The organism is Chryseobacterium sp. FH2, assembly GCF_001045455.1.
In the GTDB taxonomy this organism is placed as follows: Bacteria; Bacteroidota; Bacteroidia; order Flavobacteriales; family Weeksellaceae; genus Chryseobacterium.
Genome location: NZ_LFNE01000005.1, coordinates 1 through 19,370, shown reverse-complemented (window position 1 = coordinate 19,370; position 19,370 = coordinate 1). Strand labels below are relative to the sequence as shown.

Annotated in this window: 15 protein-coding genes; 11 read left to right on the top strand and 4 right to left on the bottom strand. The window is 35.1% G+C overall.

The features are described from left to right. Positions 1 to 22 precede the first annotated feature (22 nt). From ACM39_RS09080 to ACM39_RS09070, 3 genes are read right to left on the bottom strand one after another with little or no spacing between them, the layout of a single operon-like run. The gene (locus ACM39_RS09080) at positions 23 to 1,468 is read right to left on the bottom strand and encodes an MFS transporter (RefSeq protein WP_048510739.1); all 1,446 of its coding nucleotides are present in this window, start codon (positions 1,466 to 1,468) and stop codon (positions 23 to 25) included. A 42-nt stretch (positions 1,469 to 1,510) separates the two neighbouring features. Beyond that, positions 1,511 to 2,239, bottom strand: a complete 729-nt coding sequence (locus ACM39_RS09075) for a lysophospholipid acyltransferase family protein (protein WP_082140560.1) — start codon at positions 2,237 to 2,239, stop codon at positions 1,511 to 1,513. Between the two features lie 3 nt (positions 2,240 to 2,242). Continuing rightward, on the bottom strand, positions 2,243 to 2,701 hold the full coding sequence (locus tag ACM39_RS09070; RefSeq protein ID WP_048510738.1) for a GtrA family protein: 459 nt from the start codon (positions 2,699 to 2,701) through the stop codon (positions 2,243 to 2,245). A gap of 242 nt (positions 2,702 to 2,943) precedes the next feature. Between ACM39_RS09070 and ACM39_RS09065 the strand changes: the two genes are divergently transcribed. The 3 genes from ACM39_RS09065 to ACM39_RS09055 all read left to right on the top strand — a co-directional run bounded on the left by ACM39_RS09065 (position 2,944) and on the right by ACM39_RS09055 (position 6,445). Continuing rightward, positions 2,944 to 3,207 (top strand): hypothetical protein, encoded by a 264-nt coding sequence (locus tag ACM39_RS09065; RefSeq protein WP_048510737.1) that lies wholly within the window; start codon positions 2,944 to 2,946, stop codon positions 3,205 to 3,207. Between the two features lie 85 nt (positions 3,208 to 3,292). Beyond that, positions 3,293 to 4,144, top strand: a complete 852-nt coding sequence (locus tag ACM39_RS09060) for a BadF/BadG/BcrA/BcrD ATPase family protein (RefSeq protein ID WP_048510736.1) — start codon at positions 3,293 to 3,295, stop codon at positions 4,142 to 4,144. 15 nt (positions 4,145 to 4,159) lie between these two features. Further along, positions 4,160 to 6,445, top strand: coding sequence for an NADP-dependent malic enzyme (locus ACM39_RS09055; RefSeq protein WP_048510735.1), 2,286 nt, complete (start codon positions 4,160 to 4,162; stop codon positions 6,443 to 6,445). A 52-nt stretch (positions 6,446 to 6,497) separates the two neighbouring features. Here ACM39_RS09055 and ACM39_RS09050 read toward each other — a convergent pair whose 3' ends face one another. Beyond that, a complete protein-coding gene (locus tag ACM39_RS09050; RefSeq protein WP_048510734.1) occupies positions 6,498 to 6,866 on the bottom strand; it encodes a helix-turn-helix domain-containing protein in 369 nt (122 codons plus the stop codon). Positions 6,867 to 7,094: 228 nt separating this feature from the next. Between ACM39_RS09050 and ACM39_RS09045 the strand changes: the two genes are divergently transcribed. The 8 genes from ACM39_RS09045 to ACM39_RS09005 all read left to right on the top strand — a co-directional run bounded on the left by ACM39_RS09045 (position 7,095) and on the right by ACM39_RS09005 (position 19,147). Next, on the top strand, positions 7,095 to 7,298 hold the full coding sequence (locus ACM39_RS09045; protein WP_048510733.1) for a TIGR04139 family peptide modification target: 204 nt from the start codon (positions 7,095 to 7,097) through the stop codon (positions 7,296 to 7,298). Between the two features lie 161 nt (positions 7,299 to 7,459). Then, positions 7,460 to 8,326 (top strand): hypothetical protein, encoded by an 867-nt coding sequence (locus tag ACM39_RS09040; RefSeq protein ID WP_048510732.1) that lies wholly within the window; start codon positions 7,460 to 7,462, stop codon positions 8,324 to 8,326. Positions 8,327 to 8,328: 2 nt separating this feature from the next. Next, a complete protein-coding gene (gene gwsG, locus ACM39_RS09035; protein WP_048510731.1) occupies positions 8,329 to 9,225 on the top strand; it encodes a grasp-with-spasm system ATP-grasp peptide maturase in 897 nt (298 codons plus the stop codon). 175 nt (positions 9,226 to 9,400) lie between these two features. Further along, positions 9,401 to 10,480 carry a grasp-with-spasm system SPASM domain peptide maturase gene (gene gwsS / locus ACM39_RS09025; protein WP_048510729.1) on the top strand — a complete coding sequence of 360 codons (1,080 nt, stop codon included), beginning with the start codon at positions 9,401 to 9,403 and terminating at the stop codon, positions 10,478 to 10,480. Positions 10,481 to 10,661: 181 nt separating this feature from the next. Further along, entirely contained in the window at positions 10,662 to 11,246 is a 585-nt protein-coding gene (gene ruvA / locus ACM39_RS09020; RefSeq protein WP_048510728.1) for a Holliday junction branch migration protein RuvA, read from the top strand. Positions 11,247 to 11,303: 57 nt separating this feature from the next. Next, a complete protein-coding gene (sprA, locus tag ACM39_RS09015; RefSeq protein WP_048510727.1) occupies positions 11,304 to 18,311 on the top strand; it encodes a cell surface protein SprA in 7,008 nt (2,335 codons plus the stop codon). A gap of 106 nt (positions 18,312 to 18,417) precedes the next feature. After that, the gene (gene gcvH / locus ACM39_RS09010) at positions 18,418 to 18,795 is read left to right on the top strand and encodes a glycine cleavage system protein GcvH (protein WP_048510726.1); all 378 of its coding nucleotides are present in this window, start codon (positions 18,418 to 18,420) and stop codon (positions 18,793 to 18,795) included. Then, a complete protein-coding gene (locus ACM39_RS09005) occupies positions 18,749 to 19,147 on the top strand; it encodes a VanZ family protein (protein ID WP_410470245.1) in 399 nt (132 codons plus the stop codon). Before gcvH ends, ACM39_RS09005 begins: the two co-directional genes overlap by 47 nt. Positions 19,148 to 19,370: the final 223 nt, after the last annotated feature.

Here is a 19,370-nt window from a genome sequence, read left to right as displayed (position 1 = left end):
CTTATATAGTATTTTTATAGTATTAGTGACCACCGCCTTTTGATATTTTATCTAAATCAATTCCCTGAGCTTTTAAGATTCCGCTTACACGGATGGCATAGAAAGCAAGGTAAGCAAAACAGACAACTCCCACGATATAACTTACATGGATAGTACTAAGGTCAGCTACATAACCCTGAATTAAACTTACAATACCACCTCCCATAATCATCATGATTAGCAGGCCGGAACCTTGATTCGTATGTTTTCCAAGACCATTGATTGCCAATGCAAATATACAAGGCCAGAGAGTAGAGCAGAAAAGCCCGACACTTGTGAAAGCATATACGGAAACCATACCGGTTGTCAGCATCCCTGTTAATAATGCTGCAATCCCTGCAGAAGAGAAGATAAGAAGCATTCTTGCCGGATTACCTTTGCTTATTATGTCGCAAATGATCATTGCAATAATAATTAATCCGTAAACATAGAAAGGCTGTAAATCATGTTTGGCAATAGCATTTACCAAAAGGAATACGCCGAAGGCCAGGTATGGAGCTAAGAATCTTAATATTTTTTTGAATCCTGCGCTGAAGTCAAAAGCGTCTACCGCTCCCGTCCAACGGCCGATCATCATTGATGCCCAATATAAAGAAATATAGGGCGCTACATCTTTCGTTTCAAAACCTAAATCTTTTTCCATATACGCCGGTAAATTACTGGCTGTAGAAACTTCTACACCTACATATACAAATATGGCAATCATACCCATAATCAGCTGAGGGTATTGGAGTGCAGATTTTCTGTGTTCTCCCGGAGTAGAATCATCCGTATCTTCAGTGATTGTCGGAGTTATGGTAGGAAGGGAAGAGAATTTAAGCATAATTGCAACCAAAACAAACGCTGCTCCCAAAATAAGATAAGGAACTTTTACACTTTCAATACTGATATCATTACTGGCAGCAGTCGCAGAACCGAAAATAGCAAAAGAAACAATAAGAGGGCCAATTGTCGTTCCCAGATTATTAATACCTCCCGCCATTGTCAATCTTTGAGAACCTGTTTCGGAAGGCCCGATTTCTATGGCCAAAGGATTGGCAACAATCTGCTGTAAAGAGAATCCCAGACCTACGATAAACAGGCCGGAAATCATTAATGGAAACGATCCCATATTAGCTGCCGGATAAAATAATAAAGTTCCTGCTGCAGAAATGAGGAGGCCTACAATTAAACCATTTTTATAACCGATTTTGTTTACCAAATCTTGTTTCAAGCCTTTTGAAACCACCATATAAATAAGAGAACCTACAGTATATGCCACATAAAAGCATATTTGCACGAGCATACTTTCGGTTTGAGATAGATTAAATGCCTTTTTGAAAACCGGGATGAGAATGTCATTACTTGCCGCTACAAATCCCCAGAAAAAAAATACAGTAACTAATGGTATAAATTGTCCCCAATTAGTTTGTTTTGAATAATTTGACATGTTTGTTAAAAATTTCTTAATAACAAATATATATTATTTCTTTTAAATAGCGTGTTTCGCCAATGTTTTTTTTATTTCAATAAAAGCCTCTTGTTTAAGGTTTTTCGGAGAGTCGGAAGGTTCTAAAATTCCGTTAAAATAAACTTTTACTTTACCGGGATAACCCTTTGAGCTGTCAAACGGAAAAATATCCTTTAAACCGACAAAAGTATGGATTGCAATAGGAGAGTGATGTTTTGAAGATAAAGTAAATGCGCCGTCTTTAAATTCATCCAAAATAATAGAAGTATCGTCCGGAACTCCGCCTTCGGGGAAAATGACAATGTTGTTTCCTTCTTCCATTTTCTCTGCACATCTTCGGTATACATCCGCGCGGCTTCTTGCGCTGCCTCGATCGACCATTACACATATCCTTTTATATATAGTCCCGAAAATCGGGATTTTTACCAGTTCTTTTTTACCCACAAAACACAAAGGATGATGTGGGAACAAGATACAGGTAAGCATAATATCCATAATAGAAGTATGGTTAGAAATAATGACGTATTGTTTGTTCCTGTCAATTTTTTGATCAGAGAGATGGGTTATCTCATATCTCAGGCCCATTCCGTAAAACATTCCGTAGCTCCAGAACCTGATAAATTTATAAGCATATTTATAGTGCTTTTTATTAAAAGATAAAATGTAAACCGGAATCCCGAAAGTGATTGTCAAAACAAAAGCCAGCAGCAAAAGCCAGAATCTCCACAGATAATTTAAAATCTTTACCACAGGTTAACCATTAAAAATTATTTTTTTCTTAATCGAATAATTCAGAACCGAAACTAATAAAATTGCCGCGATTTTACTAATAATTTCGGGACTTAGTGTATAAATACTCAAATCGATATTGTCTTTAAAGATAAAGCTGTAGAATACCTGGAAAAAACCAAGGCTTAATAAAGTCGAGATGAAAGAAACAACCATAAAATAAGCAAACTCTTTTCTCTTAGAATGTTTTCCTCTTTCAAATACAAACCAAATGCTCAGGAAATAATTGCTGATAATTCCGCAGCTTGTAGAAAGAATATTACTTAGCGGGTAATGTATTCCGTGGAAATTCTGCTCATTAGAAATGATGCTTGGAAGATGGGTGCTGAATAGCTTGAAACTTCCGATTTCTACAACCGCGCTGAGTCCTCCTGCAAGGATGAAGAACAAAATTTGTTTCTGACGTAGTATTAATTCTTTCATTCAATATATATGATGTGCAAATTTATAACTATATGTTAAACAGTAAAAAAAGATGTTAAATATTTTTTTTGAATCAAAATAATTTCTAATTTTATTCTATTGAAGACCGAATGATATAACCTGATAATAAATTCATTTTCAACTATTTGTGTTGATGGTTTTTTCTATCTTGTAAAGCATGGCTACTTGTCATACTTCTCAAATTATAACCGCTTTATTGCCACTTAATTACCATTATTTGTATGAAACGTCAAAACAAATACAGAAAATTTCAGCTTCAGCAGAAAAATATTGAGGCCCTTGAAAAAGAGAATACCCGTTTCAAAAGAGTGTATTCTGAGTATGAAAATATGTCAAATGAGCTCTGGAATATTGAAAATTCTAATGGCGATCCTGTTCCTGATGATTTTATCAACGCCATGATTCTGCAAACGTCATATCTGGAAGATGAAATAGAAGACTGGCTGATACAATTCAATGAGAAGAAAGCTGATATAAAACATTAGTGATTTTAGACAGCTTCCGAAGTGTTTGTAAGGGCTGTTTGAAGATAAATTCCTAATTTAGCACCCTTAAACTAAAATGTAAAATATGGTTGCTATTGTTGATGGTGGCTCCACTAAATGTGATTGGGTGATTTTGGATGACTTCAACAAAGTCTTTCTAAAAACTGAAACCATTGGTTTTAATCCTAATAATATTGCAGCAGAACTTATTGTTCCGGAAATTGAAAAAAATATCAGCCTGGGTTCTGTTAGAACTTCTATTACAAAAGTCTTTTTCTATGGTTCAGGCTGTGGGATACCACAAAACTGTGCTACTATTGAGCGTGAGCTGAAAAAATTTTTTACCGCAGCAGATGTTACGGCTAAGGAAGATCTCATGGCTGCTGCTTATGCGGCGTATAGTGGAAAACCTGCAATCGTTTGTATTTTGGGCACAGGTTCTAATGCTTGTTTTTTCGACGGGGAAAATTTAAAAATAAAACTTCCTTCTTTGGGCTTTCTTATGGGTGATGAAGGAAGCGGAAGTGCCATTGGAAAACAATTGGTGCGAAGATATTTTATGAAGAAGCTTCCGGAAGACTTACAGCAGCAGTTTACAGAAACCTACAATCTTACTATTGAAGAGGCTCTTGAAAACATGTATCATAAAACAAGGCCCAATGCTTATCTGGCAAATTTCAATAAATTTGTAGTAGAAAGAAAAGACCACCCGTATTTCCGGCAGATGGTTTTTGATGAGATGAAAAATTTCTTCGATTATCAGGTGCTTCCATACGAAGAGGCAAAAAATGTTGAAATCAATTTTATCGGTTCCATTGCTTATTATTACGAAAATATACTACGTTCTGCAGCGGCAGAGCTTAATTTAAATGTTGGTAATGTTGTACAAAAACCTATCGAAAGTTTAGTCGGTTACCATATTAAATATATACTTTAACAAAAAAGAATCTTTATGTCTAGTAAAACTCATCGAGACGAAAATAATTTTAAACAGGCTGCATTAGATTATCATAAGGTAGAGCCGAAAGGTAAAATAGAGGTAATACCCTCAAAACCACACTCTTCTCAGAGAGATTTGTCTTTGGCATATTCTCCCGGAGTGGCCGTTCCTTGTATGGAAATCTTTGAGAAACCGGAAACTGTTTACGATTATACAGGAAAAGGGAATCTGGTAGCAGTAATTTCCAATGGTACGGCGGTTCTTGGTTTGGGTGATATCGGAGCAGAGGCTTCAAAGCCTGTAATGGAGGGGAAAGGTCTTTTATTCAAAATTTTTGCAGATATCAACGTTTTTGATATTGAAATTAATGAAAAGGATCCGGATAAATTTATTGAAATTGTAAAAGGTATTGCACCTACTTTCGGGGGGATCAACCTTGAAGATATTAAAGCTCCTGAAGCTTTCTACATCGAGCAGCGATTAAAAGAGGAGCTGGATATTCCTTTGATGCATGATGATCAGCACGGTACGGCAATTATTTCTGCGGCAGCATTGATTAATTCATTGCAAATTGCCAATAAGAAGATTGAAGAGGTAAAAATGGTGGTAAACGGGGCAGGAGCAGCGGCTATTGCATGTACCAATTTATATATTTCTTTAGGGCTGAAAAGAGAAAATGTCCTGATGTGTGACAGTAAAGGGGTTATCAATCACAAAAGAGAAAACCTTACCCCTGAGAAAATAGACTTCGTAGCGCAGACTGATATTGACACACTGGAGGATGCGGTAAAAGGTTCTGATGTTTTTGTGGGACTGTCGAAGGGAAATGTAATGACTGCGGAAATGTTGTTGAGCATGAACGAAAATCCTATTGTTTTTGCATTGGCAAACCCGGATCCTGAAATTGCTTATGATGTAGCGCTGAAAACCCGTAAAGACGTTATCATGGCGACGGGAAGAAGTGATTATCCCAATCAGGTAAATAACGTCCTTGGATTTCCTTATATTTTCCGGGGAGCATTGGATGTTCAGGCAAAAGGAATCAACGAAGCAATGAAACTGGCTGCTGTTCATGCGATTGCTGATTTGGCAAAAGAGCCGGTTCCCGAAGCTGTAATCCTGGCTTATAATGTTCAGAATTTACAATTTGGCAGAGAATATTTTATTCCGAAACCATTTGATAACAGATTGATTACCAAAGTGTCAAGTGCGGTGGCGAAAGCAGCTATTGAAAGCGGAGTGGCCGGAAAAACAATTGCTGATTTTGATGAATATGAAAATCATCTTCTTGACAGGATGGGAAGAGATGAGAAGCTGGTAAGAATGATGCAGAGCCGTGCAAAATCTAATCCGAAAAGAATTACTTTAGGAAATGCCGAAGAATATAATGTATTGAAGGCTGCGCAGATTCTTTATGAAGAAGGAATTGCCTATCCGAGTCTTTTAGGAGATAAGAAGTACATCAAAAAACAGATGGAGCGTTATGGTATCAATTTAGATGTTCCGATCATCGATCCAAGTGATGATGATCAAAAAGAGAACAGAAAGAAATATAGAGAAACGCTGTGGAAACTTCGCCAGAGAAAAGGGATGAACGAATACAAATCGAAAAGATTTGTTCGTCAGAGAGATTATTTCGGGCCATTGATGCTGAGACATGGTGATACAGACGGGCTTATCGTTGGTTTCTCTAAAAATTATACTTCAGTTCTGAGACCTGTTTTAGAAGTTATCGAAAAAGATAAAGGAGTAGATAAAGTAGCAGCCATGATGATGATTTTATCTGAGAAGAAGCCTATTTTCTTCGCTGATACTTCTATTAACCAGAACCCGACGGCTGAAGATTTGGTAAATATTGCTAAAATGGCGGAAATTACTGTTAAAACTTTTGCTATTGAGCCGAGAATTGCCATGTTAGGTTTCGAAAACTTTGCTGCTATTTCTGATACTTCCAAAAAAGTAGCAAAAGCGGTAAATATTCTTCACGAAAAATACCCTAAAATGATTGTGGATGGAGAGATTCAGCCGGATTTTGCGATGAATGCAGATCATTTGAGTGATTATCCTTTTTCAAAATTAGGGACAACCCCGGCCAATACGTTCATATTCCCGAATCTTGAAAGTGCAAACTTATCATATAAAATCATCAGAGGAATGAAAGTGGCTCAGGTTATAGGGCCCATCCTGATGGGATTAAAGCAGCCTGTTCATGTTTTACAGATGCGTTCAAGTGTAGATGAAATTGTAAACTTGGCTACTGTGGCAGTTCTTGATGCACAGAGAAGAGAGAAGAAATAAATAATGGTATCTATCGAAATAAAAAAACCGTCTTTTGACGGTTTTTTTATTTTTATTTCTGAGCTTTCAAAGCGGTAATTTCTTCAAGAAGTACGGCATTTTCTTTCTCCAGCTTTTCTATATATTTTCTTTGGGTTTCTAAAAAGAAATCAGGAACATTTGAATAGGTAATATTACTACCTGAATGGTCATGAAAAGTAGAATTTTCAAATTGAAAAGAAAACTTCGCTTCTTCACCTTTAATATCTTCTAGAGGAACTTCTAACGTTTTTGCCATTTTTTCCCATTCGTCATCAAAAATTCTTACTTCTCCACGTTCTTTTCGTGAATAGTTAGAGGTATCAGTGCCTAATATTTTTGCCATTTTTTCTTGTGATATGCCTTTTTGTTTCCTTAGACTTCTTAATTTTTCCTGAACCATCATTTCTGTATGTTTTATACAAATATGCAAAATATGTACACATTTTGCAAGAAAAATGCACAAAAAATGCAAATTTTATTTCTCTATTCTTGGATTTTTATTTTTAGTTTTGATTCATCAACGTTGATATAATCTATTTTGTATGTGTACAGTACAAAATAGATTTTTAAAATTCCATGTCAGAGTTTTTATATGGCAAGGATAATTTATTAATTAAAATTATAAAAAATGAAAAAATTAACAGGAATGAAGAAAAATTTTTCTTCTTTAGAAAACAAAAAATTATCAAGCTTATCTTCAATCAATGGTGGTTTAATGGCTGCTTCTAATGATACATGGTCAAATGGCACATGTGATAATGGATGTGAAGATGTTTATATTTACGTAGATGGCGTAAGAACGGGTGGCGGACAAACTGGTGCTGATTGTTAAAAAAGTTAAGGCTGTCTTTAGATTATAATGACAGCCTTTATTTATCAACTATCAACAGTCTTATTTGATATTAATATATTTCGAAAAATCCTTCATACTTTCAAAAAAGGGCTGCTGCTGAAGTATAATTAATTTTAGCTGTTTATTTTAAAATTTATGTAATGTTGAAAAATATTTTCTATATTTTATTTCTATCTGTTCTATTTTCTTGTGAAACTAGAAGTTATAATCATATTACTTATCTAAACAAAGTAAATGAAATTGATAGTATTTACCGAATAAAAAATGATAGTCTTACTGCTTTAAAAAAATACAAAAAATTATTTAAAAAATATCTTCCGCATAATTCTCCTCTTATCGAAGAATATCAGACTTATATTATCATTTCAGATAAATATAACAAAGATTTTGGAGGAAAAGAAAGTCTTTATAAACTGATTCCTCTAATAGCTCCAAACTGGAAATATAATAGAATGGATGATAAATATTTCGCTCTCTATAAAAAATATGGAATAGACAGTCTGGAAGTTGAAAAGAAAGTTGATGATTGGAAAAAAACTCTTAATAAAAAGTTAGTTGATTCCTTCTCAGTTGCCAGTTTTCGTGATCAAGAAAAACATAGATCAGATGCTGTCTTAAGGCGAAAGAATGATGAAAAGAATGAGCTACTACTTCTTTGGACATTTAATAATTATGGGTATCCTTCTCTACAGAAAATAGGTCTTTGGGGGAATAATAATACTTTTATGCCAATGATTTCTATACTAAATCATGCAGCAGACTCTAAAAGATATGAATATTTTAAAGAAAAGATTTTAGAATATGTAAAAAGAGGAGATTGCCCTCCCGATGATTATGCTGGTATGGTTGATAAATATAGTATGATAAATAAAACTGATTGTATCTATTGTACTTTTAGCAATGTGCCTATTGTAGATTCTGCAAAAACTGATAAAAACCGTAAAAAAATAGGGATGCCTAGTTTGAAACATGCAAAAAAAATTCATGATGATTATTTTAAAGAATAAATATGATACTTATAATTTCTGAAAATAATGAAAGAACAACTAATGAAATAATCCGTTGGTTGGTTTCTTTGAATAAAAAATTCATCCGTGTGCATGAGGATGAGATTTTTGAAATAAAGGTAAAAGAAAAGCGAATCTACATCGAAAGCCATAGGAATTGTTTTTTTATTGATGAAATCAAAAGTGTATGGTTCAGAAGGGGTGGGCTTAGGTTTTTAAGAATAAGGTATGAAGAACTGGCAATTAATCTTCACATGAATGAATATCAACATTGGCTGGAGGACTATGTTAGAAATTATTTAGAAAGGAAGAAACACATCAATAAAGAAAGTAATTATCATCTTAATAAATTAATTGTATTAGATATTGCAAAAGAAATCGGTTTTGATATTCCAGATTATTTCTTAGCGGAAAATACAAATGAAGTAATAGTTGAAAATACTATTACTAAAACAATAGCCGGAAATGGAATTTTAGAATTTAAGGACTATAATGGAACAATGTATACTTCCATTGTTAAAGAAAAGGAAAAAAAGAATTTTTTTATTACTTTTTTTCAACAAAAGATAGACAAAGATTTTGAAATAAGAACATTCTACCTTAATAAAAAACTATGGTCTATGGCTATTTTTTCACAAAATGATGATCAAACAAAGGTAGATTATAGAAAGTACAACAAAGACAAACCAAATAGAAATGTAAGATATAATCTTCCTCAAGATGTCGAAAATAAAATCATAAAGCTTATGGATAAACTTGATTTAACTTCAGGTTCTTTAGATTTTATAAAAAGTGGCGAAAAATATTACTTTTTAGAAGTAAATGCTATTGGTCAGTTTGGAAATGTCTCAACTTACTGTAATTATGAATTAAATAGAGAAATAGCAATAAGTTTATGAAAAAAATATCTAAAGAAAAAAATATTTTACCTCTTATTTTTAAATATATTGAGTTTTCAAAAAATAAATTACCAATTAAAGATAAATCCAAACTAACATTTTTCGTTGAATGCGAAAAATACCAAACAGAGTTTTTGGTAAGATCTAAACCATATAAATCAATTACTCGTTTACTGTGAATTATTTTAATCTTTTTAGCAACATTTTGGTCACAAAAGGTATTCAAAGAGTCTTAGTTACTGACTTACAACGTGATAATTCTGAGTTATATCCTTTAGAGTTTAACGATATTTTTTTTGAACTAAGTAAAAAATCTATTGAGGATGTTATTAATTCTTATGATTTTGAATCACAGGAATTTGTAAAAGAATATATAGACATACTTTTACAAAAAGAATACGGCTTCATTTCTATAAATGATTGGGATAAAAATTTCCCATCTCTTTCGTATGATTTTTCTAGTCCAAATAACATTACAAATGCTTACCTAGAGATTGAAAATATCATCATTCTAAATCAAATAAATAAATCATTATCAAATTTGGGAACTGAACATGTTGTGATATATTACAACAAGATATTAAATGCAGAAGAAATGAAATTTATCGAAGAAACATTCAAAAATTCGACTGTAACATCGATAGAAATTTTTTCAAGATACCATGAAACTCACAATGAATCTTTCTTTGCAACGATAGACCGTTTTTGCAGCAGGATTTACCATCTGGTATTTTTCAGCTGTCCAAAGAGTCCGTTCGGATATGAGGATAAATATAAATTTGCCCTATCTTTTATAAAAGAAGAAATACAGATAAATTCCTGTGGGAAAGTAGATTTGAAATATTTCAACACCAATCTGCCCAAAGTTTTGGAAGCGGTCAATCACAATTCCTGCCTTCACAAAAAAATAGCAATAGACAAAGACGGGAATATTAGAAACTGTCCTGCAATGCCACAATCTTTCGGAAATATTAAAAATACAACTTTAGAGCAGGCTTTACAACATGCTGATTTCAAAAAATACTGGAATCTTACCAAAGATGAAATAGAAGTCTGCAAAGATTGTGAGTTCAGGTACATTTGTACAGATTGCAGAGCATATACAGAAAGAACCCACAGTAATGAAAACGGATTAGACATTTCAAAACCTTTGAAATGCGGTTATGATCCCTACACCGGAGAATGGGAAGAATGGAGTACAAATCCTCTAAAGCAGAAAGCAATACAGTATTATGAAAAGAAAGATAACAGATAAATATTTACTTTTTGACAGTATAATAGTAATACATTAATAGAGACTCCAGATTTTGGAGTTTTTTGTTTTTGTGCAAAATCTTTAAAATCATCAACAAAAATTAAGTTAAAAATCATTCGCGCGTGAAATGAAAACATTAATTAGTTTAAATTACTATATTTGGGAGTTTTAAAAATTAATAATGATATTTTCACTACAAGGCAATGTTCAGGAACTTACGCCTACTTACGCAGTGATCAACGTACAGGGAGTTGGTTACTATGTAGGTATCAGCTTGATGACCTCACAAACACTAGCTTTAAATAAGGAAACATTCCTTTTTATTCAACAAATCATCCGGGAAGATGCGCATTTACTTTTTGGGTTTAACACTCGTTCTGAAAAAGAGATGTTTAATCTGTTAATAAGCGTTAACGGGGTAGGAGCTGTTTCAGCACTCATTTTATTGTCAACTTTGAGTCTTGATGAGATAGCTTCGGCTATACTTTCCCGCAACAGCGCGTTGATTCAAAAAGCAAAAGGAATTGGAGCGAAAACCGCTGAAAGAATTATAGTTGACTTAAAAGATAAAGTCCAAAAATTCAGCGATCCGGAGCAAAATATTTCTACATTTGCGAATAATAAAATCAAGGAAGAATCGTTATCTGCATTAGAAGTTTTAGGGATTCCTAAACGTATGAGCGAGAAGCTTGCGGATAAAATAATAAAACTGGAACCAGACATTTCTGTAGAGGAACTGGTGAAACAAATTTTAAAAAACATTTAACATTTGGTGGCAAATAATAAGTATCTCAATATATTTTTGTTCCTGTCGTTCTTATGCATGTCGGTCAGTACATTTGCACAGCAAGTTCCTGCCGGACCTCCTATCATTAAGAAAGACTATGAATTGGCTGATCCTACTACGTATGAAGCCTTTTATGACATAAAAACCGGAATGTATTATGTATATCCGAAAATCGGAAATACAGTCACGGGGCCTCCTACCGCGATGTCTCCCGAAGAATACAAAGAATTTATGCTCGCCACTCAGTCGCGGGCTTATTATAAAGAAAAGTCAGACAGATATAATTTGCTTTTCAGAAAAGATAAAAGCGATGCAGCCAGAAAGGGTCTGATTCCTTCTCTTACGATTCGAAACAAGCTGTTCGAAACGATTTTCGGAAGCAATAAAATTGAAATTATCCCTTCGGGGTATGCTTCTTTCGATTTTGCAGGACTTTACCAAAAGATTGATAATCCGCTGATTTTACCGCAAAACAGAACGAGTTTTACCTTTGATATTGATCAGAGGATTCAGCTTGGCTTGCTGGGAAAAGTAGGGGAAAACCTTCAATTAAAAGCGAATTATGACACACAGAGCGGTTTCGCTTTTGAGAACAGGATGAATCTGGTCTGGCAGGCAAAAGGAAGCTGGAAAGATCTTCAGCAAAAAGGTCTGAATGATGTAAATGCACCCAATGCAGGAGGTGAAGATAAAATCATAAAAAGAGTAGAATTTGGTAACGTAAATATGCCGCTTTCTACGAGCCTTATTCGTGGTTCCGAGTCTTTGTTTGGGGTAAAAACTGAGTTCCAGCTAGGTAAAACGTACGGAACAGTGGTGCTTTCGCAGCAAAGAGGTGAAGCCCGTAATATTGTCGTACAGGGAGGAGGTGTAATGAATACCTTCAAATTAAATGCAATTGATTACGAAGAGAACCAACACTACTTTTTAGGACACTATTTCCTGGATAAATATGACGGATCGCTGCTTAATTACCCTCAAATCAATTCTAAAGTTAACATTACAAGATTAGAAGTTTGGGTTTTAGATCAGGGGAACAGTAACCTGGCTTATCAAAAAAGTATTGTAGGTATTAGAGATTTAGGGGAAGGTGCAGGCTTGCCTGACAACTCTCAAAATGGCCTTTATGCGGCTATTTCTACGGCAATGGGGACTCCAAGAGATGCAGGGAAAAATTATGCGAGTACTTTCCAGGGGCAGACATTTCCGGGGACTGCAACTCCTTACCAAAATGGAGAAGAATTTATCTATAATACAAAAGCAAGAAGATTAAGTTCAAACGAATATATCTATCAGCCGCAATTAGGGTACATTTCATTGAATCAAAAGCTAAATGATAACCAGCTTTTGGCGGTTTCGTATTCATATACCAACGGGGACAATAAAGTCTACAAAGTAGGGGAATTCTCAGAAGAAAGCCCTGTATTGGTTACAAAAGTTTTGAAGCCGAATAATGTGATAAACACAAGTTCTCCGATGTGGAAATTGATGATGAAAAACATCTATTCTTTAGATGCGGGGCAGGTAAACCAAGATGGCTTTATTCTTAATTTATTTTACAGAGATCCTAAAACGGGAGGTAAAGTAAACTATCTTCCTGATACACCCGTGAAGGATTTGAATTTATTAAAATTATTAAATTGGGATCGTCTGAATATGAACGGCGATTTACAGACCGGAGCCGGAGGAGGTACCGGAGATGGTATCTTTGACTTTGTTAACGGGATTACCATCAGACCTGAAACAGGAAAAGTAATTTTTACGAAAGTTCAGCCTTTTGGCAGCTATATGCAGGAGGTCTTGGGAAGTAATGATCCGCAGTATGTATTCTCAGATTTATATAACCAACAGAAGCAGGTGGCGACTTCGAGTAATTTGGCTCAGCGATATACGTTAGAAGGACGCTATAAAGGTACACAGGGGCAGGGGATTTCTTTGGGGGCAGTAAACGTTCCTCAAGGTTCAGTAAAAGTAACAGCAAATGGAGTACAGCTTTCGGAAGGGGTAGACTATACGGTAGATTATATGCTTGGAACAGTGACAATCCTGAACGAGCAGGTAAAACAATCCGGACAGGCTATTAATATTTCATTGGAGAATCAATTGACATTTAATACTCAAAGAAAGAGATTTTTGGGGGTAAATTTAGAGAGAAGATTTAATGAAAACTTTATTTTAGGAGGAACTGTTGTAAATTATTCTGAATCACCATTGACGCAAAAGGTAAATTACGGACAGGAAGCTGTAAATAATACAATGGCAGGAGTCAACTTAATGTACAACAATGAGTTGCCATTCCTGACAAGACTTACAGATAAAATTCCTTTAGTAAAAACAGAAGCGCCGTCAAACTTAAATTTCAAAATGGAAGCTGCTTATTTGCTTCCGGGATTAAATAAAGGAACAAATGACCAATCTTATATTGACGATTTTGAACAGACAACTTCTAAAATTTCATTAAAAGAACCCACGGCCTGGAGCTTAGCTTCAAAACCTGAAAAATCAGGTGGAGTTTTTGGAACAGGCACCGCGAACGATGATATTACAAGTGGATATGGCAGAGGGCTATTGTCTTGGTATAATATTGATCCAAGATTCTGGGGTATAGGAGGTAAAGCTCCTGCGGGGATCACTCCACAATCAGTTTCTAATCACGCTTCGAGAAGGGTTCAGTATTCTGAAATTTATAACAACAGAGATTTTGTTGCGGGTGAGCAGACTTATACGAATACATTCGATATTTCATATTATCCTCAGGAAAAAGGACCTTATAACGTAAATCCGAATAATGAAACCACACAGCAAAGATGGGCAGGTATTATGAGACCAATCAGTGTTTCCAACTTTGTAAATTCAAATATTGAGTATGTAGAATTCTGGATGATGGATCCTTATGCCGATGGTAATACTTTAGGAGCTAACCCTAAAATGTTACTACATTTAGGGAACGTATCTGAAGACGTATTGAAGGATGGGTATATGCAGTATGAAAATGGTTTACCAACTGCTTCTACGCCTTCTACAACAACGAGTTCAAACTGGGGAGTGCAGCCAAAGCAGCCACCTATTTTATATGCATTCTCTACAGAAGGGGAGGACAGAACAGTGCAGGATTTGGGATATGATGGTCTTAGCTCTGATCAGGAAGCGATGAGGTTCGGGAATACATTTGTAAACCCGGTTACCAATTTAGCTGACCCTGCGGTGGATGATTTCGTATTCTTTATGTCTGATAAGTTTACAGGAAATATGGCTTCTTCGGTTGTTCAGAGATATAAATATTTCAGAGGCCCGGAAGGAAACTCGAAAAGTAATTCTTTGGAAGTTGCTTCTCAGACTCCGGATGCGGAAGATATTAATAAAGACTACAACTTAGATCAAACCGAAAGTTATAACCAATACGAAATTAGGTTAGATCAGCCGAGCTTACAGTTAGGTGATAACAATATCGTAGATGTAAAAACAGTAAAAGGACAATTCCAAAACGGACAGTCTGCAGATGTAAAATGGTATTTATTCAGGATTCCGGTTTCAAAATTTGATCCGGCGGCGGGTGATCATGACCCGGGAATTTTAAATAATGTAAGATTTGCAAGATTAATGTTAACAGGTTTTGACCAGACTTCAACGTTAAGATTCGGGACATTAGATTTAGTAAGATCAGATTGGAGAACGTATCCTAAAAATATTGCTAAAACTACGGGAGATGCAACTGATGAAGGCTCGATTGCTCTTACACCTCTTGATTTATCTATTTTAGAAATAGGAAGTGTAAATATTGAAGAAAATGCATTGAACCAGCCTCCTTATGTATTGCCTCCGGGAATCGACAGACAGGTTCTTAGTGGAAATGCAGGAGCGCAGAGACAAAATGAATCTTCTCTATATATGAAGGTGGATGCATTACCTACAACTGAAGCTAGGGGGGTATTCAAGAATACAAACTTGGATATGAGAAGATATAAAAAATTAAAACTTTTTGTACATGCTGAAGATTTAAATAACAGAGAAAATGGATTAGAACCGAATACTAAATTTTTCATCCGTTTTGGTAGTGATGCTACAGATAACTATTACGAATACGAAGCATCTTTGAATATCACTCAAAAAAATGCAACAACTCCATTAGAAATCTGGCCTGTTGAAAACAATGTAGAATTAAATATTCAGGATTTAGTCGATGCTAAAATCAGAAGGGATAAAAATAATCCGAATGATATTGCTAAAAGAATTGCAGACCCAACCTTTGATGCAGGAGATAATTTTAAGAAAATATACATCAAAGGACGTCCAAGTTTAGGAGCCGTTACGACAATTGTTTTAGGTATCCGAAATGCGGGAAGCACGGCAATACGAAGAACCCTTTGGATAAACGAAATCCGCCTTTCAGAAATTGAGAACGATGGAGGTTATGCCGGAAATGCAAGCTTAAACTTTAACCTTGGAGATTTTGCTGTTATTAATACAGCAGCTTCATATACTTCAGTAGGTTTCGGAAATATTGATTCTAAGCCGGCAGAAAGAAATCAGTCTACGCAATCGGCGTTTAGTATTAATGCTGCGGTAAATGTAGACAAGTTCCTTCCTGAAAAAAGCGGGGTAAAAATCCCTGTGAATTATTCTTATTCACAAACCATTGAAGATCCAAAATATAATCCTTTGGATACTGATGTTGAGTTTAGTAAAGCAGCGAATAAAGAAGAGCTGAAAAAAGTAGCAAGAACTTACACGCAACAAAGAAGTTTGGGTGTTGTGAATATGCACAAAGAAAGAGTAAATCCGAATAAGAAACCTAAGTTTTATGATATAGAAAACGTTTCTGTAACTGCAGTCTATAATGATGATTATTACAGGGATATTTATACTAAGAAAAACTTAAGGCAATATCTTAGAGGATATATTGATTACAATTATACATTCAAACCCTGGGTGATAAAGCCTTTCAATAAATTGATTAGTGATACGGCAAAATCAGCGAAGTATTTGAGATGGGTGAAAGAATTTAATTTAAATCCTATTCCTACAAGATTATCTTTCAGAACAGAGATTGACAGAAATTATAATGAGCTTGAGTTTAGAAATATCGAATCTATCCTGAGTGGAAATATGAACGATGAGTTTGCTGCTATTAAAAACAGGAACTTCTATTTCGGTTGGCAGTATGGCTTAGGCTTCAACTTTACAAAATCGTTGAAATTAGATATCAATTCTGCAATGAGGACTCTTAATGATGAGGTTGATGTGAATACGATGGATAATAGTTCAATCTTTGGAAATGTATTCAGATCGGGTAGACCTGTTTTATACAATCACAGAGTACAGTTGAATTATAAATTGCCATTCCAGTATTTACCGTATTTGGATTTCATTGATGCTGAATTAGGGTACGGATTCACTTATAACTGGAATGCAAGATCTACGGTATTGAGCAGTTTCTTTGATCCTGATACAAACAAACAGGTAAGTTTAGGCTCAATCGGTCAGAATACGAATGTAATCCAGGCTACGGCTACGGCCGATTTCCCTAAATTCTTTGGTCAGTTTAAATATTTCAAAAATATTTCAGCCAAACTTCAGAAACGTAAACAAGAAATCGACTCTTTAAATAATGTGTATACTCAGCAATGGGAAAAGAACAGATATACATATAAGAAATATAAATTCAAAAACAGACTGACTGTCTTACAGAGTGCGGCATTCTTGCTGACTTCAATGAAACAGCTGGATATTAATTATTCTGAAAATAATGGTACTGTGCTTCCTGGTTTAATATCTGCTCCAAACTGGTACGGCTACGGACAAACACTTGGAGGCCCAACAATTGGTTTCCTGTTAGGTTCGCAAGCTGACATCAGAAGAACAGCTATTGAGAATGGTTGGATTGGAGATTCTGCGTATATGACAGATCCTTATATGCAGACATCTACGAAGGAATTGCGGGCAAATTTACAGGTAGTCCCTATAAACGAACTCCGGATTGATATCAATGCTTTGCATAATTATAACAGAAACTTCTCTCAGGTTGGATACAACTTAAGGGAAAATTTAGCAACCGCAAATCACGATTATGTTTTTGCTAATGACTTTGTGACCTATTCAAATTCTGTCATACTTCTGAAAACTGCTTTTAAAGACGGAGCATCGATTTATAAGTCTATTAGAGAAAATGCGAGAGCTATATCTCAACAAATGGGAGGTACGGTCGGAACTGATGGATTTACCGAAGGCCACAGTATTGCAAATGCTTATGTTTTAATTCCTGCATTCAGAGCTGCGGTTGAAGGGAAATCCGGGAAACCCGTTGGTGATGCTAAAAAGGCAGGACTACCGATGCCAAACTGGAAAGTTACTTATTCAGGATTGAGAAATGTTCCGATTATTAACGGGCAGTTCTCTAAGTTTGATATTTTACATGGATACACTGCTACGTATACAGCGACAGGCATTCAGTCAAGTATAGATTATTTTAACAGCCTTTCAATGCCTCTTGATGAGAGATTTGATGTTAACGGAGATTATATCAATCCATTTACATTCTCTCAGGTTGGATACGTAGAATCATTCTCACCACTTATTGGGGTAGATGTTACAATGAGAAACAATATGCAGTTTGGTTTACAGTATAATAGAAACAGAATGTTGATATTAGGATTGGTAAACCATACACTTACCGAAGATGCAAACTCAGAATATGTAGTTAGGGTAGGATATATCATCCGAAACTTTAGATTAGGAATGACTAATGTAAGAGGGAGAGGTAAAGGAAAAGGAAGCGATCTTAACATCAGGGGAGATTTTTCTCTAAGAGATAGTAAAACAAGTATCACAAATATTTTGTTAAATGACTCTCAGATTACGGGAGGGCAAAAATTAATGAATATTAAAATTTCTGCTGATTACAACGTCTCAGAAAACCTTAACCTGAGAGTGTTCTATGAGCAGATGACGTCTAAGTATAAAATCTCTACGGCATTCCCGTTATCAACAATCAGAGCGGGTATTTCTGCGACGTTTACGTTTGGTGATTCCGGAGGTGGTTTCTAGAAAATACCAGGAATAAAAAAGTCTCTCAATTTTGAGAGACTTTTTTATTCCTGGTATTTGAAGCTGATATAATTTTGAATACATTTGTAAAAATAAAAATTTAAAAATGAACACACCATCAGAATTAAAGTACACTAAAGATCACGAATGGATAAAGATCGAAGGTAATGTTGCTACAATTGGTATTACAGATTTTGCTCAGGGAGAACTTGGAGACATCGTATACGTAGATGTAGATACTGTAGATGATGATTTAGAAGGAGGAGCAGTTTTCGGAAGTGTTGAAGCGGTAAAAACTGTTTCAGACTTATTTTTGCCTGTTTCTGGAAAAGTTATTGAGTTTAATTCTGAATTGGAAGCTCAGCCGGAATTATTGAATACAGATCCTTACGGAAACGGATGGATCATCAAATTAGAAGTTGCTGACGGAGCAGATCATGCAGAATTACTTTCTGCTGAAGAATACCAGGCAATCCTTGGATAAAATTTCAAAAATATTTAGTAAGATATTGCCCATTTATTGGGCATTTCTTACATACATGCTTCTCAAACCGGGAGAAGAGAACCATGAATATTGGTTCATGTTCAACGGTATCGATAAGGTTTTGCATCTAAGTATCTTTAGCATGCTGGGTTTCTGTTTTATGGCGACCTTTCCCAAAATCAAATTTTCTTACTTTTTTCAAATCATTCTTATATATGCTTTCCTTACCGAGATTCTTCAGGAAGAAATGGGATTCGGAAGATCTATGGAAACGCTAGATATTGTAGCAGATACTATTGGCTGTTTGATCGGGTATTATATATATAAGATACTTGTCAAGCGATTTTTCTAATCTGGGAAAACGTTTGTCATTGCGAAGAGCGAAGCGACGAAGCAATCTCAAAAACTCATCTTCACACGGCATTTGATAAGCATGTGTTTCCCGCACGACTTATTCCTCAGGCTATGGCTTCCCACTCTGCACCCCTTTTTCTCCAGCATCCTTTTGCGGGGTAAGCGTTTCTATCGGGTCTAGTGTATATAATATAAATAACAGTTCCTGAGTATAAAATTTT

What these genes read in the sequence shown, in the direction of transcription:
- ACM39_RS09080 (WP_048510739.1), bottom strand. Translation starts at nt 1,468, where the DNA reads ATGTCAAATTATTCAAAACAAACTAATTGGGGACAATTTATACCATTA.
- ACM39_RS09070 (WP_048510738.1), bottom strand. Translation starts at nt 2,701, where the DNA reads ATGAAAGAATTAATACTACGTCAGAAACAAATTTTGTTCTTCATCCTT.
- ACM39_RS09065 (WP_048510737.1), top strand. Translation starts at nt 2,944, where the DNA reads ATGAAACGTCAAAACAAATACAGAAAATTTCAGCTTCAGCAGAAAAAT.
- ACM39_RS09060 (WP_048510736.1), top strand. Translation starts at nt 3,293, where the DNA reads ATGGTTGCTATTGTTGATGGTGGCTCCACTAAATGTGATTGGGTGATT.
- ACM39_RS09055 (WP_048510735.1), top strand. Translation starts at nt 4,160, where the DNA reads ATGTCTAGTAAAACTCATCGAGACGAAAATAATTTTAAACAGGCTGCA.
- ACM39_RS09050 (WP_048510734.1), bottom strand. Translation starts at nt 6,866, where the DNA reads ATGGTTCAGGAAAAATTAAGAAGTCTAAGGAAACAAAAAGGCATATCA.
- ACM39_RS09045 (WP_048510733.1), top strand. Translation starts at nt 7,095, where the DNA reads ATGAAAAAATTAACAGGAATGAAGAAAAATTTTTCTTCTTTAGAAAAC.
- ACM39_RS09040 (WP_048510732.1), top strand. Translation starts at nt 7,460, where the DNA reads ATGTTGAAAAATATTTTCTATATTTTATTTCTATCTGTTCTATTTTCT.
- gwsG (WP_048510731.1), top strand. Translation starts at nt 8,329, where the DNA reads ATGATACTTATAATTTCTGAAAATAATGAAAGAACAACTAATGAAATA.
- ruvA (WP_048510728.1), top strand. Translation starts at nt 10,662, where the DNA reads ATGATATTTTCACTACAAGGCAATGTTCAGGAACTTACGCCTACTTAC.
- sprA (WP_048510727.1), top strand. Translation starts at nt 11,304, where the DNA reads ATGTCGGTCAGTACATTTGCACAGCAAGTTCCTGCCGGACCTCCTATC.
- gcvH (WP_048510726.1), top strand. Translation starts at nt 18,418, where the DNA reads ATGAACACACCATCAGAATTAAAGTACACTAAAGATCACGAATGGATA.
- ACM39_RS09005 (WP_410470245.1), top strand. Translation starts at nt 18,749, where the DNA reads ATGCAGAATTACTTTCTGCTGAAGAATACCAGGCAATCCTTGGATAAA.